At 33.8% G+C, this 23,636-nt stretch carries 18 protein-coding genes; 4 read left to right on the top strand and 14 right to left on the bottom strand.

Annotated elements, in window-relative coordinates:
* Nucleotides 1-8 precede the first annotated feature (8 nt).
* The 4 genes from ERX46_RS11710 to ERX46_RS11695 all read right to left on the bottom strand — a co-directional run bounded on the left by ERX46_RS11710 (nt 9) and on the right by ERX46_RS11695 (nt 3,958).
* Nucleotides 9-1,652, bottom strand: a complete 1,644-nt coding sequence (locus ERX46_RS11710) for an acyl-CoA carboxylase subunit beta (protein WP_130094056.1) — start codon at nt 1,650-1,652, stop codon at nt 9-11.
* Between the two features lie 196 nt (nt 1,653-1,848).
* Entirely contained in the window at nt 1,849-2,313 is a 465-nt protein-coding gene (locus ERX46_RS11705; RefSeq protein ID WP_130094055.1) for a DUF4268 domain-containing protein, read from the bottom strand.
* Between the two features lie 2 nt (nt 2,314-2,315).
* On the bottom strand, nt 2,316-3,290 hold the full coding sequence (locus ERX46_RS11700; RefSeq protein ID WP_130094054.1) for a hypothetical protein: 975 nt from the start codon (nt 3,288-3,290) through the stop codon (nt 2,316-2,318).
* A 74-nt stretch (nt 3,291-3,364) separates the two neighbouring features.
* Nucleotides 3,365-3,958 carry a hypothetical protein gene (locus ERX46_RS11695; protein ID WP_130094053.1) on the bottom strand — a complete coding sequence of 198 codons (594 nt, stop codon included), beginning with the start codon at nt 3,956-3,958 and terminating at the stop codon, nt 3,365-3,367.
* A gap of 165 nt (nt 3,959-4,123) precedes the next feature.
* On the opposite strand from ERX46_RS11695, the gene ERX46_RS11690 reads away from it, so the two are divergent.
* Nucleotides 4,124-6,250, top strand: a complete 2,127-nt coding sequence (locus ERX46_RS11690; protein ID WP_130094052.1) for a M3 family metallopeptidase — start codon at nt 4,124-4,126, stop codon at nt 6,248-6,250.
* Nucleotides 6,251-6,521: 271 nt separating this feature from the next.
* Here the strand turns inward: ERX46_RS11690 and ERX46_RS11685 are convergent, their stop codons facing one another.
* The gene (locus ERX46_RS11685; protein WP_130094051.1) at nt 6,522-7,886 is read right to left on the bottom strand and encodes a flavin monoamine oxidase family protein; all 1,365 of its coding nucleotides are present in this window, start codon (nt 7,884-7,886) and stop codon (nt 6,522-6,524) included.
* A gap of 196 nt (nt 7,887-8,082) precedes the next feature.
* Between ERX46_RS11685 and ERX46_RS11680 the strand changes: the two genes are divergently transcribed.
* Nucleotides 8,083-9,111, top strand: coding sequence for an AI-2E family transporter (locus tag ERX46_RS11680; protein WP_130094050.1), 1,029 nt, complete (start codon nt 8,083-8,085; stop codon nt 9,109-9,111).
* A 158-nt stretch (nt 9,112-9,269) separates the two neighbouring features.
* Nucleotides 9,270-10,232 carry a lipid A deacylase LpxR family protein gene (locus tag ERX46_RS11675; RefSeq protein WP_130094049.1) on the top strand — a complete coding sequence of 321 codons (963 nt, stop codon included), beginning with the start codon at nt 9,270-9,272 and terminating at the stop codon, nt 10,230-10,232.
* A gap of 123 nt (nt 10,233-10,355) precedes the next feature.
* Here ERX46_RS11675 and ERX46_RS11670 read toward each other — a convergent pair whose 3' ends face one another.
* The 9 genes from ERX46_RS11670 to ERX46_RS11630 all read right to left on the bottom strand — a co-directional run bounded on the left by ERX46_RS11670 (nt 10,356) and on the right by ERX46_RS11630 (nt 22,260).
* A complete protein-coding gene (locus ERX46_RS11670) occupies nt 10,356-11,150 on the bottom strand; it encodes a cation transporter (RefSeq protein ID WP_130094048.1) in 795 nt (264 codons plus the stop codon).
* Between the two features lie 66 nt (nt 11,151-11,216).
* Nucleotides 11,217-11,627, bottom strand: a complete 411-nt coding sequence (locus tag ERX46_RS11665; protein ID WP_130094047.1) for a Fur family transcriptional regulator — start codon at nt 11,625-11,627, stop codon at nt 11,217-11,219.
* A gap of 4 nt (nt 11,628-11,631) precedes the next feature.
* Nucleotides 11,632-12,744 carry an ImmA/IrrE family metallo-endopeptidase gene (locus ERX46_RS11660; protein WP_130094046.1) on the bottom strand — a complete coding sequence of 371 codons (1,113 nt, stop codon included), beginning with the start codon at nt 12,742-12,744 and terminating at the stop codon, nt 11,632-11,634.
* Nucleotides 12,745-12,755: 11 nt separating this feature from the next.
* Entirely contained in the window at nt 12,756-13,088 is a 333-nt protein-coding gene (locus tag ERX46_RS11655) for a type II toxin-antitoxin system RelE/ParE family toxin (RefSeq protein WP_130094045.1), read from the bottom strand.
* A gap of 352 nt (nt 13,089-13,440) precedes the next feature.
* Nucleotides 13,441-14,643, bottom strand: coding sequence for a class I SAM-dependent rRNA methyltransferase (locus ERX46_RS11650; RefSeq protein WP_130094044.1), 1,203 nt, complete (start codon nt 14,641-14,643; stop codon nt 13,441-13,443).
* A gap of 171 nt (nt 14,644-14,814) precedes the next feature.
* Nucleotides 14,815-15,876 carry a T9SS type A sorting domain-containing protein gene (locus tag ERX46_RS11645; protein WP_130094043.1) on the bottom strand — a complete coding sequence of 354 codons (1,062 nt, stop codon included), beginning with the start codon at nt 15,874-15,876 and terminating at the stop codon, nt 14,815-14,817.
* A 131-nt stretch (nt 15,877-16,007) separates the two neighbouring features.
* Complete coding sequence (locus tag ERX46_RS11640; RefSeq protein ID WP_130094042.1) at nt 16,008-16,874, bottom strand: hypothetical protein; 867 nt, start codon at nt 16,872-16,874, stop codon at nt 16,008-16,010.
* Nucleotides 16,875-17,114: 240 nt separating this feature from the next.
* On the bottom strand, nt 17,115-20,828 hold the full coding sequence (locus ERX46_RS11635) for a PKD domain-containing protein (RefSeq protein WP_130094041.1): 3,714 nt from the start codon (nt 20,826-20,828) through the stop codon (nt 17,115-17,117).
* Nucleotides 20,829-22,059: 1,231 nt separating this feature from the next.
* Entirely contained in the window at nt 22,060-22,260 is a 201-nt protein-coding gene (locus tag ERX46_RS11630) for a hypothetical protein (protein WP_130094040.1), read from the bottom strand.
* A gap of 422 nt (nt 22,261-22,682) precedes the next feature.
* On the opposite strand from ERX46_RS11630, the gene ERX46_RS11625 reads away from it, so the two are divergent.
* A complete protein-coding gene (locus tag ERX46_RS11625) occupies nt 22,683-23,468 on the top strand; it encodes an alpha/beta fold hydrolase (RefSeq protein WP_130094039.1) in 786 nt (261 codons plus the stop codon).
* Nucleotides 23,469-23,636: the final 168 nt, after the last annotated feature.

Below are 23,636 nucleotides of genomic sequence, written 5' to 3'. Positions count from 1 at the left end.
ATTGATTTTTATGTTTGTATTACGCCTACGTTATATGGTTTTTCTGCTGGTTTTAAATTTGCAGCTTCAATTCCTAAAGCAATAATATTTCGTGTTTCAGCAGGATCGATAATAGCATCTACCCAAATTCGAGAAGCTGCATAGTATGGACTAATTTGTTCGTCGTAACGGTTTTTAATAGCGTCATACATTTCTTGTTCTTTCTCTTTCGAAATTTCTTCTCCTCTAGATTTTAAAGAAGCCATTTCAATCTGCATTAATGTTTTAGCAGCTGAAGCGCCACTCATTACCGCTAATTCGGCAGTAGGCCAAGCCAACATTAATCTTGGATCGTAAGCTTTTCCGCACATTGCGTAGTTTCCCGCTCCGTAGGAATTCCCCATCACGACAGTAAATTTAGGCACAACTGAGTTTGCCATTGCACTCACCATTTTCGCTCCGTCTTTAATGATTCCACCTTGTTCACTTTTTGAACCTACCATGAATCCAGAAACATCTTGTAAGAAGACAAGTGGAATGTTTTTCTGATTACAATTCATTATGAATCGGGCTGCTTTATCTGCAGAATCTGAGTAAATAACTCCACCAAATTGCATTTCGCCTTTTCCGTTTTTCACTAATAGACGTTGATTAGCAACAATTCCTACGCTCCAACCATCGATTCTTGCATAAGCAGTAACGATTGTTTTTCCGTAATCCTCTTTGTATTCAGTATATTTTGAATCATCCACAATGCATTCGATTACTTCACGAACGTCATAAGGTTTAGTTCTTTCTTTTGGCAGAATACCGTAAATATCTTTTAAATCCTTCTTTGGTAATACAGCTTCTTTTTTATCAAATCCAGCAGATTGTGGTGCACCGATTTGACTAATTAATTCACGAATGGTTTTTAAGCATTCTTCATCATTTTCAGATTTGTAATCACAAACTCCTGAAATTTCAGTGTGCGTAGTTGCTCCACCTAAAGTTTCATTGTCGATACTTTCACCAATTGCGGCTTTTACCAAATAAGAACCAGCCAAGAAAATTGTTCCTGTTTTGTTAACGATTAAACTTTCGTCAGACATGATAGGTAAATAAGCTCCTCCGGCAACACAGCTTCCCATTACGGCAGCGATTTGTGTAATTCCCATTGAACTCATAACGGCATTATTTCTAAAAATACGACCGAAATGTTCTTTATCTGGAAAAATCTCATCTTGCATTGGAAGATAAACTCCTGCTGAATCGACTAAATATATAATTGGAAGATTGTTTTCCATTGCAATTTCTTGCGCTCTTAAATTTTTCTTTCCAGTGATTGGAAACCAAGCTCCAGCTTTTACTGTAGCATCATTGGCAACAACTATACATTGTTTTCCAGAAACGTATCCGATTTTTATGACAACTCCTCCCGCAGGACAACCGCCATGTTCTTTGTACATGTCTTTCCCTGCAAATGCACCTACTTCGAAACGGTAAGTGTCTTTGTCAAGCAATAAATCAATTCGCTCACGTGCTGTAAGCTTTCCTTTTTTATGATGTTTTTCTATTTTTGCTTTTCCACCACCTTCGTAAACCTTTGCCAGCTCACGCTCTAGTTGGGATATCTTAAGACGCATTGCATCTTCATTCTTGTTGAAATCTAGTTCTTTTTTTGAAATCGCCATAGTTTGAAATTATTGTGCGTTAAAAATAATCGAAATAGACGATTAAAGCCCTAATTTTCTAAGAATTTGTTGGTTTTAGATACTTTTAAGCTAAAAAATAAAATTTTGTAAGACTACGAGAAACAATCTCGCACTAGCTTACAAAATTATAATTTTTTAATAATTCGTAATTCGTAATTAAATAATTCGTAATTATTTACCTTACCAGTCCAATCAAAACTTCGTCGTAAGTCGTATAGAATTTATCGAAGCCTACCAGTAAAGGAATAAAGAAACCGAAAATCTTGTCTTGGTCTTCTTTCACGTACATATTTACGTCTTCCAAAGTCCATGAAATTCTTGAGATTGTTTGTCCAGCAATATTTTGAGAAGTTTCTTCCCAAAGTCCTGGAGTAATCATTTCTGCTTCCATTACTTTTCTGAGTTCTGTCATTTGTTCCCAAATTATCAAACGAACTCCTTCATTTTTGGCTTGAATGTCGATTGATAATTTCGCAATTTCTGTATCAGCATGTAATCTTACATACAACTGTTTGAGGTGCGTAGGGTAGTTTACCCAATTTACGCGTTTTCCGTTTGCGCTTTTATTTACTCCAGCTTGTTCTTTGAACCTTGTCCAAAATGCTGCGTTTAATGATTTTTGTTCTTCTTTTGAAAACATAATTAGTTATTAAGCCAACGAATAAATTTACCCCAAAGCGTTTTTGGCTCCTCCTTTTGTTCAACTGCTTTTTTCGAAGCAGGTTTTGGAGTTTCCTTAACGTCTTTCTTACTTTTAGATTTCTTCGGTGTATTTTTAACTGAACGCTCTTGAATCATGCGATCATAGTTGGCTTTCTTTTTCTTTTTATCAACTGCTTTCTGCTTCTGAAGCTCGTCTCTGTACTCTTTTTGAGATAGATTACGTTCCTCTTCATAAGTAAGCGATTTTCTATTTTTATTGCTTTTCTTAGGTTCTTGAACCTTCTTTTTAATTTGTTTTTTTTCTGGCTCAACTTGTTTTTCCTCTTTAATAGAGGTTTCTAAACCTACTTTTTCTGTGGTAGATTCTTCAAGTTTTTCAGTATCAACATCAGCCTGCTGTTCAACTTCACTCAAATTAATGTCAGCGCTCTCTTCAACAGTTTCCTCTGATTCAAGATCTGTTACTTCTTCTGATTCAATTTCCGATTCAGTTTCTTCAATTTTGTCGCCAGGTAATTCAATTTTACCAACAACTTTAATTCCTTTGACTTCAGCTTTTGGAGCTTTGATTACTCCATCTTCAATATTTAATTCTTCAATTTCTTCCGAATCTTCTGCCTTTTCTGAATTTTCCGTATTAATGTCAGAATCAATTTCTTCAGCTTGTTCATCATTATTATCAGAAACAATTTCCTTTGTCGTTTCTACATCAACACCCTTAACTTCTTGAATTTCTTCTTTCTGTTCTTGAATTAGAGTAGGTTCTGGAGAAATTTCTACCTCGCTTTCTATTTCAGATTCAACTGTAAAGTGCTCAATGATGTCATTTACATAAGCATCAGGAATTTTTGTGTTTGGAGCATGTACAATTTGATCTTCAAATTTTTGATTAACAAAAGCAACAACTTCAGAAGTCTTTACTTTTAATTTTCTGGCTATTTGAGCGAGTCTCATAATTGAATAATTTTCAACAAAGATACATTTTTGAATCCAATTAGCGTGATTCTAGAATATATTGACGTGTCTTTTTATTTCTTTGAACCTTGAGTGTCCTCAATTTTCATATCTCGATCATATTTACTCTTAAAATACCATCGATATAACAAAAGTAAAACAGATTGCTTTATATAAGGCGCTCTTATTTCATCATCAGTAAGTTCACGTTTGTACAAATCGAAGAAATAATGAATAGAAATGTCTTCACCTTTTTCGATTTCGTGATTGATTTTACTCGCAATTTTAGAAAAGTTTGTCTTTACTATTTGAATTGAATCTACCGAAAATAGAGTTTCCGCGCATTCAATAATATTCGATGGGTTTTTATATAAAACTGTGTTATTGAAATCTTCTTTTTTCAAAGGTGGCTTAAAGTAATCATTGACCGCCAAACTGTCGAATAAGTTTTTGTAAGCTTCACCAGTGGTATCGGTGATATGACCTTCTTTTAAAAGCAAAACTTCGAATTCATCCAGCAAAGGCGTTATTTCAACATCGTAGTTGAGATAATAATCTTCGAAACAGACTTGTAGATAGGTGTAAGTTTCATGGTCTTTCACTTTTTCTTGTGTTTGACACGCGTTGAGAATTATAAATAAGAAGAAAATTAACAGTAATTTATTCATAGGAAAAGACTTTAAGTAAAGACTGAGCAAGGTAATTAAATTGCTATTAATTGAGTTCAGAAAGTATAAATTTCCGTAAAACTAAATTCATAATAAGGACAATTTGCTCACCACCATTCTTTCTATTATCTTTATCAAAAGTAAAAATACTAAAAGCTCAATTAAATGAAAAAATCAAGTTTAATCCTGTTTGCTTTAGCGGCCATAAGCTTAACTAATTGCGCCGATAAGGACGAAGCAACAGCACCAAAAAAGACAATGAAAGAAAATTTAGCAGATAATCCGTTAGTAAAGATTAGTACTTTGCCATATTTTGCTCCTGACTTCGCGAATATTAAAAATAAGCATTTTGAACCAGCTATTTTTGAAGGGATTCGCTTAAAAAGAGAGAATATCAATGCTATAATTAATCAAAAAGAGCATCCTACTTTTGATAATACAATTGTTGCATTAGAGAAAAGTGGTCAACAATTAAGTAGAGCAACAAACGTTTTTTATGCTTTAACAGGAGCACATACAAATGACACTTTACAAGATTTGAATCAATATTTAGCGCCTAAATTTTCGGAGTTAAATGATGAAATTTATTTGAATGCCGATTTATTCAAACGCATTAAAACTTTGCATGATAAAAAAGAGGAATTATCACTTGATGCAGAGTCGGCTAAATTACTGGACGAATATTACAAAGATTTTGTCATTGCAGGAGCTGAATTAGAAGGTGAAGCGAAAGATAAATTGAAAGCTATCAACTCAAAATTAGCTTCTCTTTCTGCTGAATTTGGAAAAGTTCTTTTAGCTGCCACCAATGAAGGTGCTTTGATTATAAAGGATAAAGAAAAACTAAAAGGAATGAGTGAATCCTCTTTGCGTTCAATTAAAACGGAAGATGGAGCTTATAAAATTCCAATTCAAAACACTACTCAACAGCCAACTTTGGTTTCTTTAGAAACTAGAGCAACGCGCAAGCAAGTATTCGAAAATGCTTGGAAGAGAGCAGATGGTTCTAAGAATGACACCAAAACTATATTAGTGGATATTGCAAAAGCTAGAGCCGAAAAAGCGAAGTTACTTGGTTTTGAAACTTATGCAGATTGGAGTTTGCAGAAGACAATGATTCAGAACAAAGAAAATGTACGTGAATTTTTTGATGGTTTGATTCCTGCTGCAATTGAAAAAGCACAAGAGGAATCAACGATGATTGAAGAAATGATGCACAGTAAAGGTCAAGAAGGAAATCTTGAAGCTTGGGACTGGAATTATTATGCTGAAATGGTGCGAAAAGCAAAATATGATTTAGATGAAGAAGAAATCAAACCTTATTTTGAAATGATGTCTGTTTTGGAGAATGGAGTTTTCTTCGCAGCTCAAAAATTATATGGAATTACTTTCAAGAGAAGAACTGATATTCCTACTTATCATGAAGATGTTTTGGTTTATGAATTGTTCGAAGAAGATGGAAAAGAATTAGGTTTATTCTACGCTGATTTCTATTCAAGAGAAAGCAAAAGAGGAGGAGCTTGGATGAGTAATTTCGTTGGACAATCCGAATTGTTTGGAACAAAACCAGTGATTTATAACATTTGTAATTATCCAAAACCAGCAGAAGGAGAACCAACTTTGTTGAGTTTTGACAATGCTGTAACAATGTTCCACGAGTTTGGACATGCTTTACATGGTTTCTTTGCCAATCAAAAATATCCAAGTTTATCTGGAACAAATGTAGCAAGAGATTTTGTTGAATTTCCTTCTCAGTTCAATGAGAATTGGGCAACGCATCCTGAAATCTTAAAGAATTACGCTTTGCATTATGAAACTGGAGAAGTAATTCCAGCTGAATTATTAGCTAAAATAAAAGCTGCAGGAACATTTAATCAAGGTTATGGAATCACAGAAAATTTAGCGGCTTCAAATTTAGATTACGAATGGCACACAATTTCAGCAGATACTGAAGACAAAGATGCGAATCAATTTGAGAAAGATGCATTGGCTAAATATGGTTTGGATAAAGTTCATGCGGTTAACCCAAGATATAGATCAACATATTTCTCACACATTTTTGCTGGAGGATACGGAGCTGGATACTATTCATATTTATGGACAGAAATGTTGCACCACGACGCTTATGTTTGGTTTGAAAACAATGGAGGACTAACAAGAGAAAATGGTCAGCGTTTTAGAGATATGGTGCTTTCTGTAGGAAATACACTTGACTATGACGCTTTGTATAAAGATTGGAGTGGAAGAGCACCTTCTATTGAGCCAATGATAAAAGCCAGAGGACTGAATTAGAGAGTGAGGAAGCATTGCTTTGGTTAACTTAATCTTCTTTTTAGAATATAGTTTGAAATTATTAGAGAATATAGAAGGTCGGCGCTGTAAAGGTTGTCGGCCTTTTTTGGATTTTACTTGTGAAAATTAATTGGTTTTTTAGAATCCCAGAGGGATGGTGTAAATATAGCCATGGATTTTAATCCATGGTTATAGTAAAAATAATGTTCAAAAATCCCAGAGGGATGGTGTAATAAAATGGCTTGAATGTCGGTGCGAGGCTTTAACCACTTTAACCACAAAGAATCTCCACAACCTCCGCAGCTGCTCTTTCTCCAGAACGCACAGCTCCTTCCATATAGCCATTCCAAACAGTTGCGGTTTCTGCGCCAGCCCAATGGATATGCTGTATCGGTTTTCTTAAATGTTTGCCATAGCCTGTCCAAACTCCAGGGGTAAAATGTCCGCCATAACAACCGCGCGTGTATTCGTCGTCACACCAGTTTTTTTCCACGTATTCCAAATAATCTGCTGCTTTTTGTCCGAAGTAAATAACCAAACATTCTATGGCTTTTTGGGTTCTTTTTTCAATCGACCATTCGGAAGCTTCTCGGCCGTCATTTGCTTCCATAAACATTACCAAAACTCCTCTGGAATCATTCGGTAGAGAGTTGTCCATTACTATTTTTATTGGTCCAGTAAAACTAACGGCTTGTCCAGTTAATCCTTCTTTTCGCCAAAAAGGTGTTTTGTAAATTACTTGAATTTTGATAACTGAACCAGCTGGAATTCTTTGCGTTAATTGATCACGCATTCCTGGAAGTGGCGGTTGATAAGTTATGCGTCCAGCTAGCGTAGGAGGTAGTGTTACGATGACTTTTTTTGCTTCCCAAAATTGTTCTCTTGAGAAAACCTTAATCCCTGTTTCAGATTGCTCGATTCTAGTAACCGGATTATTAAAAAATACTTCTCCTTTTAGTTTTTTAGCTAATCGAACACTGATTTCCTGTGTTCCACCGATAATTCTTTCTTTTTGAGCTCCTTCATCTATATTTAAAAGATTGTCCATTCCGCTGCCCGATTTTATATAAAAAAGGAAGTGTAAGAATGAAATATCCCTTGCTTCTGTTGAGAAAACAACTTCAGATACGATGTTAAAGTATTCTCTAACCTTCTTGATTTTAGTGTTTTTTCTTATCCAAGAATCTAACGTTTCTCCATCCCAAATTTTAGCTTTTGGGTGATTCCAAGGTTCATCTAGATCAATTTGTTCGACTAAACGTTCTACTTTTTTAATGGTCAATCCTAAGCCCAACAAAACAAAAACATTCAATTTTGGTAATGCGCCATTGTTTGAACCCATTAATGTTTTCTTGCCATTATCATACAAGATTATTTTTCCTTCATTATAAGTTGGATAAAGCTCTAAATCCAATTCTTTGCATAATTCATACATTTTAGTTTGCGTAGGTCCAATCCATTGACCACCCAAATCTAAAACTTGGCCGTCTGCTAAATGATGGGTAAAACTCCTTCCACCAACGCGTTCTCTGGCTTCTATCACCTTAACAGAATAGCCTGCTTCTTCTAATTTTCTAGCAGCAGTTAAGCCTGATAATCCTGCTCCAATAACGATTACATCTGTTTTGTTTTCCATTGTATATGCAAGATATAATCAAAATCAGATTAATTGTAATAATTGATATTTTTCTTTGCGTTTTTTTGTGAACGTGAGATATCTTTCAGCTACTATTTTTATTATTTTTAAATTTTCACAAAACGTTTACTTAGAATAATTAGTTTTCATTTTAAGATTTGAGAAAGTAGGAACTAATTTATAATAACAAAAAAATATGGAAAACACTACAAATGAGATCAGTTATCAGAAAAAAGTATGGATTAAGGCAAGTATTTATGCGTTAATTATAGTGCTACTTTTGCTAATTAAAACAACATTCAATATTTTCATTCTTATTTTAGCTGGTGCTTTAGTGGCCATTTTCTTTAGAGGAATAAGCGATTTTATATGCCGTAAAACCAAGTGGAAGGAAGGAATTTGTTTGGCGATATCTTTTGTAGGAATTTTAATTATTGCTGCTGGTTTATTCTTTTTAATTGGCGCAAAATTGCAAAGTCAATCGATGGAGTTGAGCAAAGCATTGCCAGAAACATATCAAAAAGTAAAGGAAGCTATAAATGAAAATGAATTTGGCAGTAAAATCATCAACAGAGTATCTTCATCTGGATCGACTAAAAAAATACAAGAATTAGCGGGAACATTTTTCAAAAGTACGTTTGGAGTTCTCGGTGATGTTTATGTTGTCCTGTTTATAGGGATCTTTTTTACAATTTCTCCACAAATCTATAAGAAAGGTGTAATTCAACTAATTCCTAAAAAGGGTCAACCAAAAGGGAAGGATGTGCTCAATAAAATTGCAGAAAACTTACAAAAATGGTTGAAAGGTAAGTTGTTTTCTATGCTAGTAGTTACAGTTATGACTGCAATTGGATTGGCAATAATCGGTGTTCCGATGTGGCTGGTCTTGGCAATAATAGCAGGTTTACTTAGTTTTATACCCAATTTTGGACCAATAATAGCGCTAATTCCAGCTGCTCTTGTAGGTCTTATGGAAAGTCCAACAACTGCTGCAATTATAGTCGGATTATATGTCTTAATTCAAATCATTGAAAGTAATTTTATAACTCCATTGGTTCAACAAAAACTAGTGAATATTCCACCTGCACTTATTTTGCTCGCTCAGATATTGATAGGTTCATTAACAGGAGGTTGGGGCTTATTGTTGGCTACTCCGATTATGGTAATTGTAATAATTTTGGTTCAGGAATTATACATTAAGAAAAGAGATGAAAAAGCAGCTTAAATAGATTTTTTTAAATCCGTTAACTTGTTGATATTTAGATTTTTAATTGATGTGAAGCCTCTCTTGGTTTCTTAATTCTTATCGCTTAAATTAGGCTCAATTTTTAAAAAAGAAACGAGGATTTAAATCCAGTTTAATGTTTCTCACGTAAGTATTATATGAAAAATTGTCTAATCTTCTTTTTGTTATTAAATATTTCAATTCCTTCAAGTTTTGGCCAAAGAATCGATAATCTATCCTCTTTTCGGGATGTTCCAACTACTCAATATTTACGCTTTAATTACGATAACGATCTTTTTGTTGGGACAGATCAGAATTATACACAAGGCTTTAGTTTGGAATTAGTCTCTCCATTTCTTAAAAAAAATCCAATTAATTATTTGTTTTTTAAGCCTAAAAATACTGAAACTCGATATGGTTTAGCTATTGAACACAATAGTTTTACGCCCGACAGATATTTCGTTCCAGAAATACAGTTAGGTGACAGACCATTTTCAGCGACGCTTATGTTGAAGAGTTTTGTGATCTCAACTGATACCATAAAAGCAAGTAGATTCACATCGTCTTTTATTATTGGAATGATTGGTCAAGCTGCTTTGGGTGAAGAAATTCAAGTCGGAATTCATAAAGTCACAGATAGTGAAACGCCTTTGGGCTGGCCTAATCAAATACAGAATGATGTTGTTCTAAACTATGGTTTTGGTTATGAAAAACAGCTTGTTAGATTCCGTGATTTCTTCTCAATCCAAGCCAATGCCAATGGAAAAGTAGGAACTCTATTTACAAATGGGTCTATTGGAATAAATGCCACAATCGGAATTTTAAACTCTCCATTTTCGTCAATAAAAAGTAAAAATAATTTTAACTTTTATGTTTTTGCACAGCCATTAATTAACATTATAGGCTATGATGCGACTTTACAAGGAGGTGTTTTCAATAGAAAAAGCCCTTATGTTATCTCTGCAGACGGTATTGAAAGATTCACTGGACAATTCAATTATGGAATAGTAATGAGACTTAAATCTTTTTATTTCGAATATTCTGGTGCGTTGGTTACACGAGAATTTAAAACTGGCGGTTCTGCGAAATGGGGAGGGATAAAGATTGGGGTGATGTTGTAAATACGGTTTTTTGAATTGAGAATTGAAAATTAACAATTGATAATTAGTGTCTTGGTGTTTTTTTTTGGCTTTTTGAAAAGTTGGGATTTGGATGGGCTTTGATCAATGGAGAAGTTTTAATTCTTATTTACTCAATTTTAATATCCTAAATGCTCCTTGAATTACTAAAGCGAAAACGATTGTTCCAATTATTAAATCAGGTTTGTTTGAACCCAGCCAATTCACAAGGATTCCAGCGATTATTACTCCTGTATTTATGATTATATCGTTGGAAGTAAATATCATACTTGCTTTCATGTGGGCTTCTTCTTTGCTTTTTGAAGATTGTAAAATGAATAGACAAACACTGTTTGCAATAAGCGCTAAAATTGAAACAATAATCATGGTTTGAAAGTCGGGAAGTTGTTCTGCACCAAAAAACCTTCTTAAAACTTCTCCAAATCCAATTATTGCAAGTATAATTTGAAAATACCCAGCAAGTTTTGCAATCTTTTTCTTTTTGATTATTGTTCCACCAACGGCCAATAGACTTATTCCATAAACGAAACTGTCAGCCAGCATATCCAAACTATCGGCAATGAGTCCCATAGATTTTGAAATAATTCCTGTTGTCATTTCGATAATAAAAAACGAGAAGTTGATCCAGAGAACTATCCAAAGTAATTTACGTTGGCTCTTTTGTTCTTGAAAGCTGGTTTGATCGGTTTGTTCCGTCGATATTTTCTTACCACCCAAATTAAGTGATATGATAGATTCTTCTATTTCATCTAGATTACCGGTGTGGAAAACGGTCAATTTTCGATTGGCAATATTGAAATCCAAATGTGCAATATTGGAAATCTCATCCAGTTTCATTCTGATTAGATTTTCCTCTGAAGGACAGTCCATTTTAGAGATTTCAAAAATTGTTTTTTCCATTTGTCTATTCTGATTTTATGAATAGAACAATATTAGTAAAGCTTCAGTGCAACTCGATTGCAAAGATTATTTGTTGCAATTATTGCATAATCCTTTTATGACAAAATTAGCTTGTTGCAGTATGAAGTTTTCAGGCAGTTGAATGTTTGGAATAGGAAGATCCAAAAGGCAGAAAGTTTTACTACAATTTGAACAGTAAAAATGGAAATGTAAATCTTCCGGGTCGCAATTACAATCCTCCGAGCAAACAGCATATTTAGTCATGCCGGAACCGTCTTCAATACTATGAATTACCTTGTTTTTCTCAAAGGTTTTTAAAGTTCGGAATATGGAACTCCTGTCAGTATAAGTCAATTCGTTTTCAATATCCTTTAATGAAACCGCCTTTTCTTGACTTAAAAGATGTTGTAAAACGACAATTCTGACAGAAGTGCTCTTTACATTTTTAAGATTAAGAATTTCTTCTAGGGATTTCATTTTTTTAATGTGTAATGTAACTTTTTTTTTCCAAATCAATTGATTCAATGAACTCTCTTCCTTCACTATAATGGATTAATTCCCTTTTGTGAAGTCTGCCAATTATAATTGCGGGATGGGTATTGAATTTTTTAGCAAAATTGATAATATCATCGGATTCCAAAGGAAACGAATTGATAACTTCTGCTTCTTCCTCTTTTGAAAATGTATGTTCAACTGCGAATTCATCAGCTTCTTTTTCTTTTTCTAAATCTTGATTTCCGTAGTTTATATTTTCAATTGAAATGTATTTCTTACCATGTAAAAGTATGTGTCCAACTTCATGGAAAAATGTAAACCAAAACTTATCGTTGGTTTTGTATCTTGCTGATAATTGAATTAAAGGTGTATCACCAAGCCATCTTGTAGATCCATTTACGGGAGCTTTCGGTAAGCATGGAGTATATAATACAGCAACACCCGCGGCAAAACAAATCCTTTGTAAATCTTCAAAAAAGTGCTCTGGATGTTCAGCCATTAAACTTTTTATTTTAAGAAGTGACTTCTTTAATAGAATAGGATCAAATAGAGGGATTTCAAGTGTTTTTGCTCTCAATTCTCCTTCTCTTAACCATGCGGAAACTGCTTTCGATTCATTTGTATGTGCAAGAGATATTCTAAAACTTACTTTTAATTCTTGGTCATAATAATAAGATTTCCATGCATTATGATCTGAGACACCGAAAAAATTAAATAAAGCCATAACTTTTTCTTCATTGATTCTCGTAGATTTTACCCAGCCAAGGCTTGCCATTTTTGCATAAGGAAAACCTTTTGACCATTCAACAGCATTCTCAATATCTTTTTGTCTTTTGATTCGTGCCTTGTATTCATCAAACCTGCTTTGTCTGGTTAACCAGAATGATGCAGGTATTTTTAAGACATCTTCAAATTTCACAGCCATCTCAGCTGTAATCGAGCTTTGTCCTTTGGTTACCGCTGTAATTGTCTTTTCAGGTTTATTTACTCTTACAGAAAACTCCTTATTGCCCATTCTCAATTCTTCTAGCTTTTCAGCCAAAGTAAAGCCTGGGTGAGATATCGATTCTGGGTTATATTCGTTTTTCTTAATGGCCATTTTGTTATTATTTAATGATAATCTACTATTTCAATAATCTCTACTCCCTTAATTTCAATCCAGATGTATTTACCTGATTCGTTAATAGGAATTGGAGATTCATGAGGCTCAAAGATTAATCTGTAAGGATGATCTAAGTTGCAAGCCCACTGTCCTTTCCGGTCTGAAGTTAGCTCATGGAAGTTTCCAGGTAAATAGCGAACTTCTTCAAGGGTTTGTGCATCGAATAAATCATCAAGTCGCTGCTTGTACAACTTTGCTCTTCTTTGACCTAACTTCTTTATAGCTTGTGAGTCATTATTAGCATACTTTCTCAGTTTATTGTCATTAAAAGATATATCCATGAGAGGATTTGATTTATTTCTCTTAATTATTCCATACAAATGTATGGATAAAATAATTAACAGAAGGTGTTGGTTAAAATAATTTAATATTGTTGGTTTTTAATGGTATTGTTTATTGAAGATAGGTGGAATTTATTGGAAAAGCAAATTGATTGGGAATGATAGTTAGATGTTTAGGGCCACTTTTCACTTAGGTAGGAAGTGGTTTTTGTCATTAAAATCACCTACAAAGTGATTGGGGAGGTCGTCGACATAATTTTTAGAAAAAAAATGACCATTTCGTTGAAGTCAACAAAATGGTCAAAATATTATTTCTAGAGGTACATGTTTTAATTGTCAATTGATAATTATCCTAAACCCTCTTCTCATAAAAAATAGTCTTCAAATAATTCCCTTCCGCAAATCCAATCGGGTGATCATCATCATGCAGCGTAAAATGCATATACTTCCAGCCATTTCCTGCTGTTATGCTCGCACTTTTATGAATTTCTTCGAATTCTCCTAAACTGATTCTACTAGAGCATGAACCAAGGATAAGTTTACCATGTTTTTTGGTTAAATCCCTGCCTAGTCTCGCTAGTCTTTCATATTGGTTGGATGCGCTATTTACTTCGCTGGCTTGTTTGGCGAATGAGGGTGGATCGATGATGACTATATCGAATTCTTCCTTATTTTCTATTAATTCGTTCATGGCAACGAATGCATCTGCTGCAATGGGTGTCCATTTTGATTTGTCTAGCTTATTGAGTTCGATGTTTTCTGCTGCTACATCCATCGCTTGTTGACTTATGTCAATTGAAGTCAAGGATTCTGCTCCACCTTTTAATGCATGGATTCCAAATCCACCGACATAACTAAATACATCCAATACTTTCTTTTTCTTGGCATTTTGCTGTACCCATAATCTGTTTGGTCTTTGGTCCAAAAAGAACCCTGTTTTGTGTCCAGATTGGGTGTAAGCGTAAAATTTCACTCCGTATTCTTCGAATTCTACTTTTTCGTCGGACAATGCTTCACCAATTATGTGTCCTTCTTTGTATGGGAAAGTATTGTTTTGACCTACTTTTCTACTGAATCGGATGATAAGCGTTTCTAAACCATGCAAACTTTGGATTTCTTTCATCAACACTTCGATGTAAGGTTTCCAGATGTCAGAATAGATTTTCAGTACTCCGACTTTCGCATAAACATCTAGGATTAATCCTGGGAAACTATCGTTTTCTCCATGAATTCCTCTGTAACCAGTAATTCCTTTATCGATTAAATTTTGTCTTTTCGAATGCGCTTCTTTTAATTGAGATTTCCAAAATTCGGTATTCAATTGTAAGCGGCTGCCTTGAAAAATGATTTTAATACGAATGATTTCTTTAGGATCCCATAACCCAAAAGCGATTGGTTTGTTGGTTCGTTGATCGAAAATTACACACAAACTACCCGCAACAGTATTTTTATCTGGAGCTTTTTCAATACTTTGTTCAAATACCCAAGGATGACCTTGTTTTACGGCTCTTTCGCCGGCTTTGTTGAGTTTTATGGCAATTGTGGGGATTTTCATTTTTTTTATTTTGGAGTTGCGAAAATAATGATTTTCGAGAGAGTATGGTGGCTAGTGGATATTATACTTCTGAGCGATTTGCTAAACACCCTGGCCATGCGAAGACGAAATTGCATTTATACAATTTGGGGAAAAGAAGCAGCTTGGAAAAGGAATCGTTTAAGCTCAATTTTATCTCTTAATTATCTTCATCATTTTATCTAATCCATTAATCTCAATTTTCATAAAATAAATTCCTGAATTTAATTTACTCAAATCTAATTTTGAATTTTGATTAGAAATTTTTGACTTTAAAACTGATTTACCTAGATTATCCAAGATATCAATATTTGCTGAAACTTTTAAAAATGGAATTTCGAGGTTCAAATAATTCTTTACTGGATTGGGATATATTTTTATTGTTTCCAAATTATTCTTATCAACATTGGCTGTCTTGTGTTCAGAAGTGAAAACCGCAATGACTTCATTCCATATTCCATTGTTTTTTCCAAACTTTACACTAGAATAGATGAATAATGGGAATTTACTTTTTGTGAAGTTGTAATAGGAATAAATTTCTCTGTAAATGACATTATACTCATTGTTACTGATGTTTATGGTGTCTATTAATTGGTGTCTCAAAACATTGTTAAACTCTATGTTCTGCCCCAATTTTAAAGTTCCTTTTCCATCTGCTTTTGATGAAGATTTTCCTTGAGAAGCAACATGTTCTAATCCCCAATCAAAACCTGTATTGCCCTTAATTGGTTGATAGATTGCGTCACCATAATTAAACGGAAATTCAAACACCTTTTCTGGTTGGATTGCAAACTCTGTTACTAAATCGCCAAGCGTATTAGGTGAGAAGGCACCTTGGTAAGCAAATCCTTGGCAGTATTCTGCATTACCTTGTGGATAATTATAGAATGTCATTCTTGCTCCTCCGTAAGTGTATTTTATACTTATTGCATATTTATCTGTGTTTTCTACAAAGGCAGGATCATACATATATGGAGAATATGATGCGTCTTCAGGCAGCATAACTTCTATTTCACAAGGTGTTGAAGCTGCTAAATAAAGATTACTATAATCCCAGGTTACATTTTGGCCATTGATATTCTCTAATTTATCAACCGGAGTATTAATGTGAAACAAAAAACCTTTATCTCCCATTTGTGGAATGTTGTTTCTTGTAAACTGACCAAATATAAAAAATGGAAATATTAGATAGGAAAGTATGTAAAGTAGTTTCATAATATTAAGTGTTCAACTGTATGGAAATTAGTGAATAAAAATTCAAACAGTTAGTTAATTCTTATAAATATAATTCAAATTCATAGATTTTACTAAAGAAATGAAATTTGATTTATCATCTTGAATTAATTCTAATTCTTTACAGTCCTCACTTTAATCTTCCCCGTTTTTTCATTTCTTTCATGAACAGTTCTTTCAATCCAAATTGAACTTCCTTTAGCATAAGTGACTTCTGTCAATTCCAATAATTTAGTGAACTCAAAATAATCTTTGGTTGATTCTCTACTGTAAACCTTCTTGTTTCTAATTTCGATTTCTACCGAATTGAGATCCCAGTTTTTTACCATCCCAACAATTTCTCCATCTTCAAAACTACATTCCGCAAGTTTAAGGTTGTTGTACATTCCAAAACCGACTAATTGAGCTGCGAGAATTCCTCTTCCTTGCATCATTCCATTTACACAGTCTCCCCTTAGTATAACCGTAAGTTGTTTTGATTCATAATAAGGTTGACCACTAAGGTATCCTCGTATTTTATCAGGAGTAAAGCTTACTAAAATTGTATCTTCAATTCTTCCCGTGTAAAGTTTGCCGTTTTCGTATCTGAACGCTTTTATGTTACTACTTAAATGCTTATCAAATCTTGTTGATTCAATATAAGGATTTGTATAAATTTCTTTGTTGAATCCGCCATTGAATGTGTCTCTTCTCCATCCATTCGCTAAGTGGAATCCAGCAATGTTTTCACCTACATATTGATTGTAAGTTAAACTATCATTTTGTGGATAAGCTGTTCTTGAATCAAGTGGAGGTGGAACTTGATCAATTCGGATACTTCCAGGGCAACAATAACAGCCAACTTGACAACAGATATGACCATGCGCACAGTCAGGAAGTTGGATAATTCTATTGTTTTCTTGCTGATTAATTAATGTGTCTGCTTGACCTGAAGCACTGAATTGAAATGTAAGCAATAAGATAGCTAGAATAATTCTCATGATATTTAGTTTTGCTTCAGTACAGCAACAATCAAAAAGGGTTCAGTATTAAAATACGAATAGTGCTGTAACTCATAAATAAAGGTGCTTAAATTATGCTTCATTTTTTTCTTTATACAAGGCAAAATTTTCAATCATAGCCATAGTTACGATTTAAAATTTTAACGAAGTATAAAGGAAAAAGTGTAGTGAAATAAGTGATGGAATATATGAATTACAGCACTAGCTAATCAACCTCAATTACTGTCTTACCAAATGAACAAAACCATGCTCTGTTCTCGGTTCTCCGTTCCTTTGGTTTCCATCAATTTTGTAGAAATAAACACCTTCGGTACATTCCTTTCCGTTTCTGTTTAAACCGTCCCACAAATAGTTTCCTTCAATAATAAATGATTCACTCACTAGGTTTCCCCATCGGTTTAAAATGATTACTTTATAATCTTTGTAAACGTTATCAATCAAGCGGAAAACATCATTAATTCCATCACCATTTGGTGTTAAAATATTCGGGATAGTCAAATTATCGATCACATTTACAACTACCTCAAACGTATCTTTACAACCAGCAGAATCAGTTACCGTTAATTGAACAGTAATATCTCCAGTTGTATTGAAGAGGTAATCATAAGCTTCTCCATTATTGTTAAAAGATTCACCTCCTTCAATTTCCCAGAACCAATTAACGATTCCACCATAACCACCTGTTGAGAAGTCAGTAATAGTTGCAGGTTCTCCCCAGTTCATTGACATTGGATTGATTTCGAAGTATGGATTTAATGGCGTTATAGTTACTTTAATCGTATCTAAAATGTATGTAATATTACAATTGTCATCATTCATTATTGTAGCCGTTGGAACGTATGATCCAGCTCCAGTATAAGCATAATTGAACGCATCAATTGAACTTATTGTATCGCCATTTCCCATAACCCATAAAATATCTGTAACACCTTGAAGATTCGATGGTGTAAAAGTATACTCCTGTTCACATTGATTGTTTAAAGCCCATTCCAAATCTCCTGAAGGTCCTCCAATTGTTAAATAATCTACGTAAACAATGGAGTCAGAACATCCATATTCATCTGTAATTACTAGTGTTCCTGAGTAGGTTCCTGCAAAAACATAAGTATTATTTGGACTTTGGAGAGTAGAGGTTTTTCCATCACTAAAATCCCAATTCCAATTTGTGATATTTCCGTATGAACCAGATAAGTCAGTTAAATCAGTGAAAACTGGAGGACAAACAAAGCTTCCTTGATCATTTATATTTGCTCCACTAAAGACAAAATCAAATTCAGCATTTGGAGTTGAAACGATTATTTCTTGTTTAATAGAATCTATACAACCATTGGCATCTGTAACGACAAGTGTTATACTGTCAGCAAAAGACAAATCGTTAGGAGAACTTAAATGATTTATTGAAGTTATAAGATTACTGTCAGTTGATTCTGGAGTATTATTAATAAACCATTCTGATGATGTAAAATCAAGCGAGTTATTCACCGCAGTAAACTCTTGGTCGCTACAAACAACTGCAGCAACGTCAAATAATGCAGTAGGTTTTGTTAACTCTATTGCCGCAGTGTCAATTGATGAAACACATCCAAATTCGTCCGTCACAAGAAGTTGAGTTATAAATGTTCCTGTATCGGTAAACGTGTAGTCTGTCGTTTGATTAAGATTTGTCGTTGTTTGAGTAGAACCATCTTCGAAAGTCCAATCAAAAGTAGAAATTGGAACACCACTTTGATTTACAGAATTGTTTGTGTAAGTGACCGTAAGCGGGCTACAACCAGCGATATCAGACGCTAAAATATTTGCTTCTGGTAAAGCAAGTACTTCTAAATCTGTAAATACTTGGCTGTCCTGACATCCAAAAACATTTGTAACAGTGAATGTGATAGTAGAAGTTCCAGGTGTATCGTAAATATAATTAATGTTTGCGTTATTAATAATCGTGTCATTATCAATATTATACTTGCTATTAGTAATTCCATGGGTTGAATTAGTACCGTTATTGGTGAATGTTACTTGATCATTCACACAAACTGAATCATTTGAAACTTGAAACATGGCTTCGATACTAGAAAGGTGAATTGTTCGGGTGATACTGTCTGAGCATCCAGTTGTATAATTATGAACAACCTGTTTTATATTATATGAACCTAGATTGTTATAAGTATGTGTGACTTGGCCTGGGTTATTTGCATATAATCCTGGAGGTGTAACAGTAGTTGATGTACCATCTCCCCAGTTCCATTTCATTTCTGCATTGTCTGTAATTTCTCCAATTATGGCTTGATCACTAAAAGTAACATCTAACGGCAAAGTTGGGTTACAATGAATAGAAAGCACGCCAAATGATGCAATTGGTGCAATAACATAAACGGCATCTTGATATGTGACAGTATCTGGACAACCTCTAAAATTAACGATTAATTGAACATCAAAATTACCAGTATCTAATGGATATTGATAACCTGGGTTTTCAACGCTTGAGGTTCCACCATCTCCAAAGTCCCATGCATAAGTGAAATCTCCAAAATTAGTAGGAACTGGGACTGTTGTTAAATTAGTAAATGTAAAATTCGATTTCGCACAATCTTGCGGTGGAGTCCATGAAAAATCAGCATTTGGAATTATTCCAACAGCAATAGTATCTACTTTTACTTCTGTTTGACTACATCCAGCATTTGTTGTAACTGTTAAAGAAACATCATAAACGCCTTCGGTGAAAGCTTGTGTTGGAGGAGTTTGGCCATTAAATGTGGTTCCATTTCCAAAATCCCATAACCAACTTGTAATCGGATCACTTGCATTTGGAGAGCTAGATAAGTCCGTGAAATTGACATTCAAAGTTTCGCATCCTTTATCAATATCCGGCTCAAATTCTGCAATTATCGAAGAAACATTGATAATATTTGATTGTGTTGTAGCACTAGAACAGCCATTTACATCTGTTTGAGTCAAAGTAACAGAGTAAACTCCATTGGAAGTGTATGGATATGGGGGAGGATTTTCTCCTGAAAAAGAACCACCATCACCATAGCTCCAATTAAAAGTACCGATTCCGCTACTTGTATTTGTAAAAGTTACATCTAAAGGAGCACAACCTGAATTAGGATTGAAAGTAAATGATGGAGTAGGAGCTTGAAAAATTTCAATTGTTTCTGAATGCGTATCCGTACAACCATTAACGCTATTTGTTGTGGTAAGCGTTACTGTATATGTTCCTACTGCAGTGTAAATGTTAAATGGATTTTGGTCAATTGAAGAAGAACCATTTCCAAAATTCCAATTCCAACTATCAGTTCCGGGTGATGAAGCGTCGACAAAATTCACTGGACTTCCAACACATCCTGTAACCGATGGAATTGAAAAATCTGTTGTGTAATCAAAAATATTAATTGTTTCAACTACAGTATTTACACAACCTGTTGTGGTGTTTGTGACTGTAAGCGTAATACTATAAACGCCTTCAGAATTATAAGTGATATTTGCGGGAGTTCCGCTTGTTGATGTCGTTCCATTTCCGAAATCCCAAAGGTAAGTCACTCCTGAATTAGGAAGGACATTATTAATTGAAACAACACTTGGCAGAGAGCAACCTCCAATAACGCTTGGCGTGAATGATGGATTTGGAAGAGGATTGACTGTGATGTAATTAATTTTCACTTCTGGTGATGCTCCATTGGCGTTAACAGCAGTTAATATCACTGTGAAAAGACCTGAATTTGTATACGTGTGCGACGGGTTTTGATTTGAAGAAGTTGAACCATCTCCAAAATCCCAAGTCCAGCTTGTTATTGCAGAAGATGAGGTAGATAAATCTGTAAATTGAACATTTTCTCCAACACAAATCTCTAGCGGTGCAGCTGTAAAATCAGTGGTTGGTTGAGCAAATAAATGATTTGCAAAAATGAAAACGGTTATAAGTGTAAGTAGTATTCTCATAATATATGTTGTTCTGAATAAAAGAAATATTGTTCTGTTATTCTCCTTAATTTAGATTAAAATTGATAATTAACTGCAATTATAGTCATTGTTCCTCGCAGGTTAAAATAAAATCGATATAGTATTGGACAAAAGTTATAATTTATAATACAGTTTAGCATTTCCTTTTGGCCCAATTCCTTCTTTAGCGGCTTCACATTCATTGCCATAAATTTTTCCATCGCAGCCTTCAAATGCTGTTTAGACAGTAAGGCATTGATTGTCATGAACAAGGAATTTGTCATAGCATGAATGATTTCCTGTTTAATCACATCTTGTTATTACAAAGCCAAACATTAACACTAAAAAAATAATTTCCATTCTATATCTTTCCTTACAAACGATAATAAACGCAAAGTAGTTGCTTAAAGTTTCTTATTTATAATTGTAAGGGGGAATTGAATAGTTTAATGAATTTTTCAGTTTTTTAAAGTTGGTAGCAATTATATTTACTACAGTTTGAGGGTTAATTCTTGCATGAATTCTTGTCCAATGACTTACATCCTCAGTTTTGTTCAAACATAAAAAATGTAGGTTGCAGAGTAAATATTTTCTGCTGACCAAATAAAATAAATGGTTCTATATGATTTTGTGTGGGTAGTTTTAAAATCTATGGTTTTAATTGAAGCTAAGTGATTGTTAATTTGGTTCTAATTTTATTTAAATGTAAAATTTCTATTAAAAATCTAATCCGCTTAATTTTATAAATACCTGTTATTTAAGTATTTATAATTCGAAGTCCCAGAGGGACGGCATGTTAATAGGGATGGACGTAAGTCCATCCGCCAAACGATACAAACCGAAACAAATCCCCACAAAATCGACTCAATTGCATGCAATTAGGTCGATTTTGTGGGGATTTGTATTATATCTATTTGTTTTAAACCAAGGACTTACATCCTTGGCTATTAATATGCCGTCCCGCCGGGACTAATCAATTGAAATACAGACCACCATGTGCTTGCTTGTAAAAAAGAAATGATAATTTTGATAAATACTTTAAATTACAACTCGTGTAGCTTACAGTTAAATTCGCAGTAGAACCATTAATTTTTCGAAGGATTAAAATTGATTACCCACAGTATTTCATATAGGGCCAAATAAATAGTATGACTATTAGCCAATTGCGCATTTTATAAGTATAGCGGAAAGATCTAATAAGGTCTTAATTAGCAGGTTTAAATTACCGGAACTATTCTATTGGCTCTGTTCTTCTGCCACAATAAAAATGGAAGTACTTTTTCTTTTCATCTTCTTTTGCTTGATCAAAATTCTTAAGTGCTTTGGGAGTTTCATAATCGAAATCACAGACCACAAAACAAGAATGACTTTTTTTGGCAATTTTCCGCAGCATTTTTAATTCCTTTTCTGTTAAATATTTATAGGAATTCACGCCCTCTCTTTTGGGAATTGGAATTATAAAACCTACTTTTGTAAAACAGTGCCCCATTATTCCATAGGCTCTAATGCTGCACTTTAAAATTGGAAATCAAAAACCCAGACTTGCTCCGGGTTTTTTCTTTGGTGTTTTTATCTAAATTTATCTCTAATAATTACTTAAAACATTTAAAATTCATCTTCTTTTCATGTATTAGAAAAAAAAGTTTTGAACCAGAATGAAATCTATAAATATTGTTATCTACCTATATTTATTGAGGTTAACTTTAAAAACTATTATGTATGCATTGAAATTTATTCAAGTCACTGTATTTCAAGGAAAAATATTTTGAGGAGTATCCTTACTTTATCGTATTATTGTAAAACTTTTGAGCAATCGATGTGTTATTTAAACATTAAAAACTCTCTTTCGAAACTATGTTAAGTTACTCAATTTATAGAAATGAAAACACCACAAAATGGGTGACTTTTGTTCATGGAGCAGGAGGGAGTAGTTCTATTTGGTTTCGACAAATTCGAGCATTCAAAAAAGAGTTCAATATATTATTGATTGATTTACGTGGACATGGCGAAAGTCAAGTTCCTGTGAAGCAGATTAGTAATGAGAAATATACTTTTCAGGTAATTTCTAATGATGTTCTTGAGGTAATGGATCACCTTGAAATTCAAAAATCGCATTTTATAGGGATTTCCTTGGGAACAATTCTAATTAGAGATCTTGCAGAAAGAAATCCAGAACGTGTTGAAAGCATGGTAATGGGAGGAGCAATTCTGAAATTAAATGTGCGTTCTAAATTTTTGATTGGTTTTGGAAATGCTTTCAAATCAGTTGTTCCTTATATTTTCTTATATAAGCTTTTTGCGTTTGTAATTATGCCAAGAAAAAATCATAAGGAATCACGTTCATTGTTTGTTAAAGAAGCAAGGAAACTTTATCAAAAGGAATTTAAAAGATGGTATAAGTTAACTACAGAATTAACGCCATTGTTGAGATTGTTTAGAATGAAAGACATCAATATTCCTACGCTTTACATTATGGGGGAACAAGATCATTTATTCTTGCCATCAATTAAAGAAGTAATTTCTAAACATACGAGTGCGCAATTGCACGTGATTCAAAACTGTGGACACGTAGTAAATGTGGATCAACCTCTTGAATTCAATAGTAAGGTGATTTCGTTTTTGAAAGCACAAGGAGAGTAATGAGATGGGAGTAATGAGATGGGAGTATGGAGTTTTGGGTAGGGAGTACTCAGGATTCTTACACGAAATTTATTGCTGATTTATTTTTCATTCTTTCGATTATAAGAATTACTATGTGGTAAATTAGATATGAAGTCATACTAGAAAACCACACCAAATATTTTGATA

Origin of the sequence: Brumimicrobium glaciale (genome assembly GCF_004152935.1) — a bacterium.
Taxonomy (GTDB): Bacteria; Bacteroidota; Bacteroidia; order Flavobacteriales_D; family Crocinitomicaceae; genus Brumimicrobium; species Brumimicrobium glaciale.
This window is presented reverse-complemented; position numbering and strand designations above follow the sequence as displayed.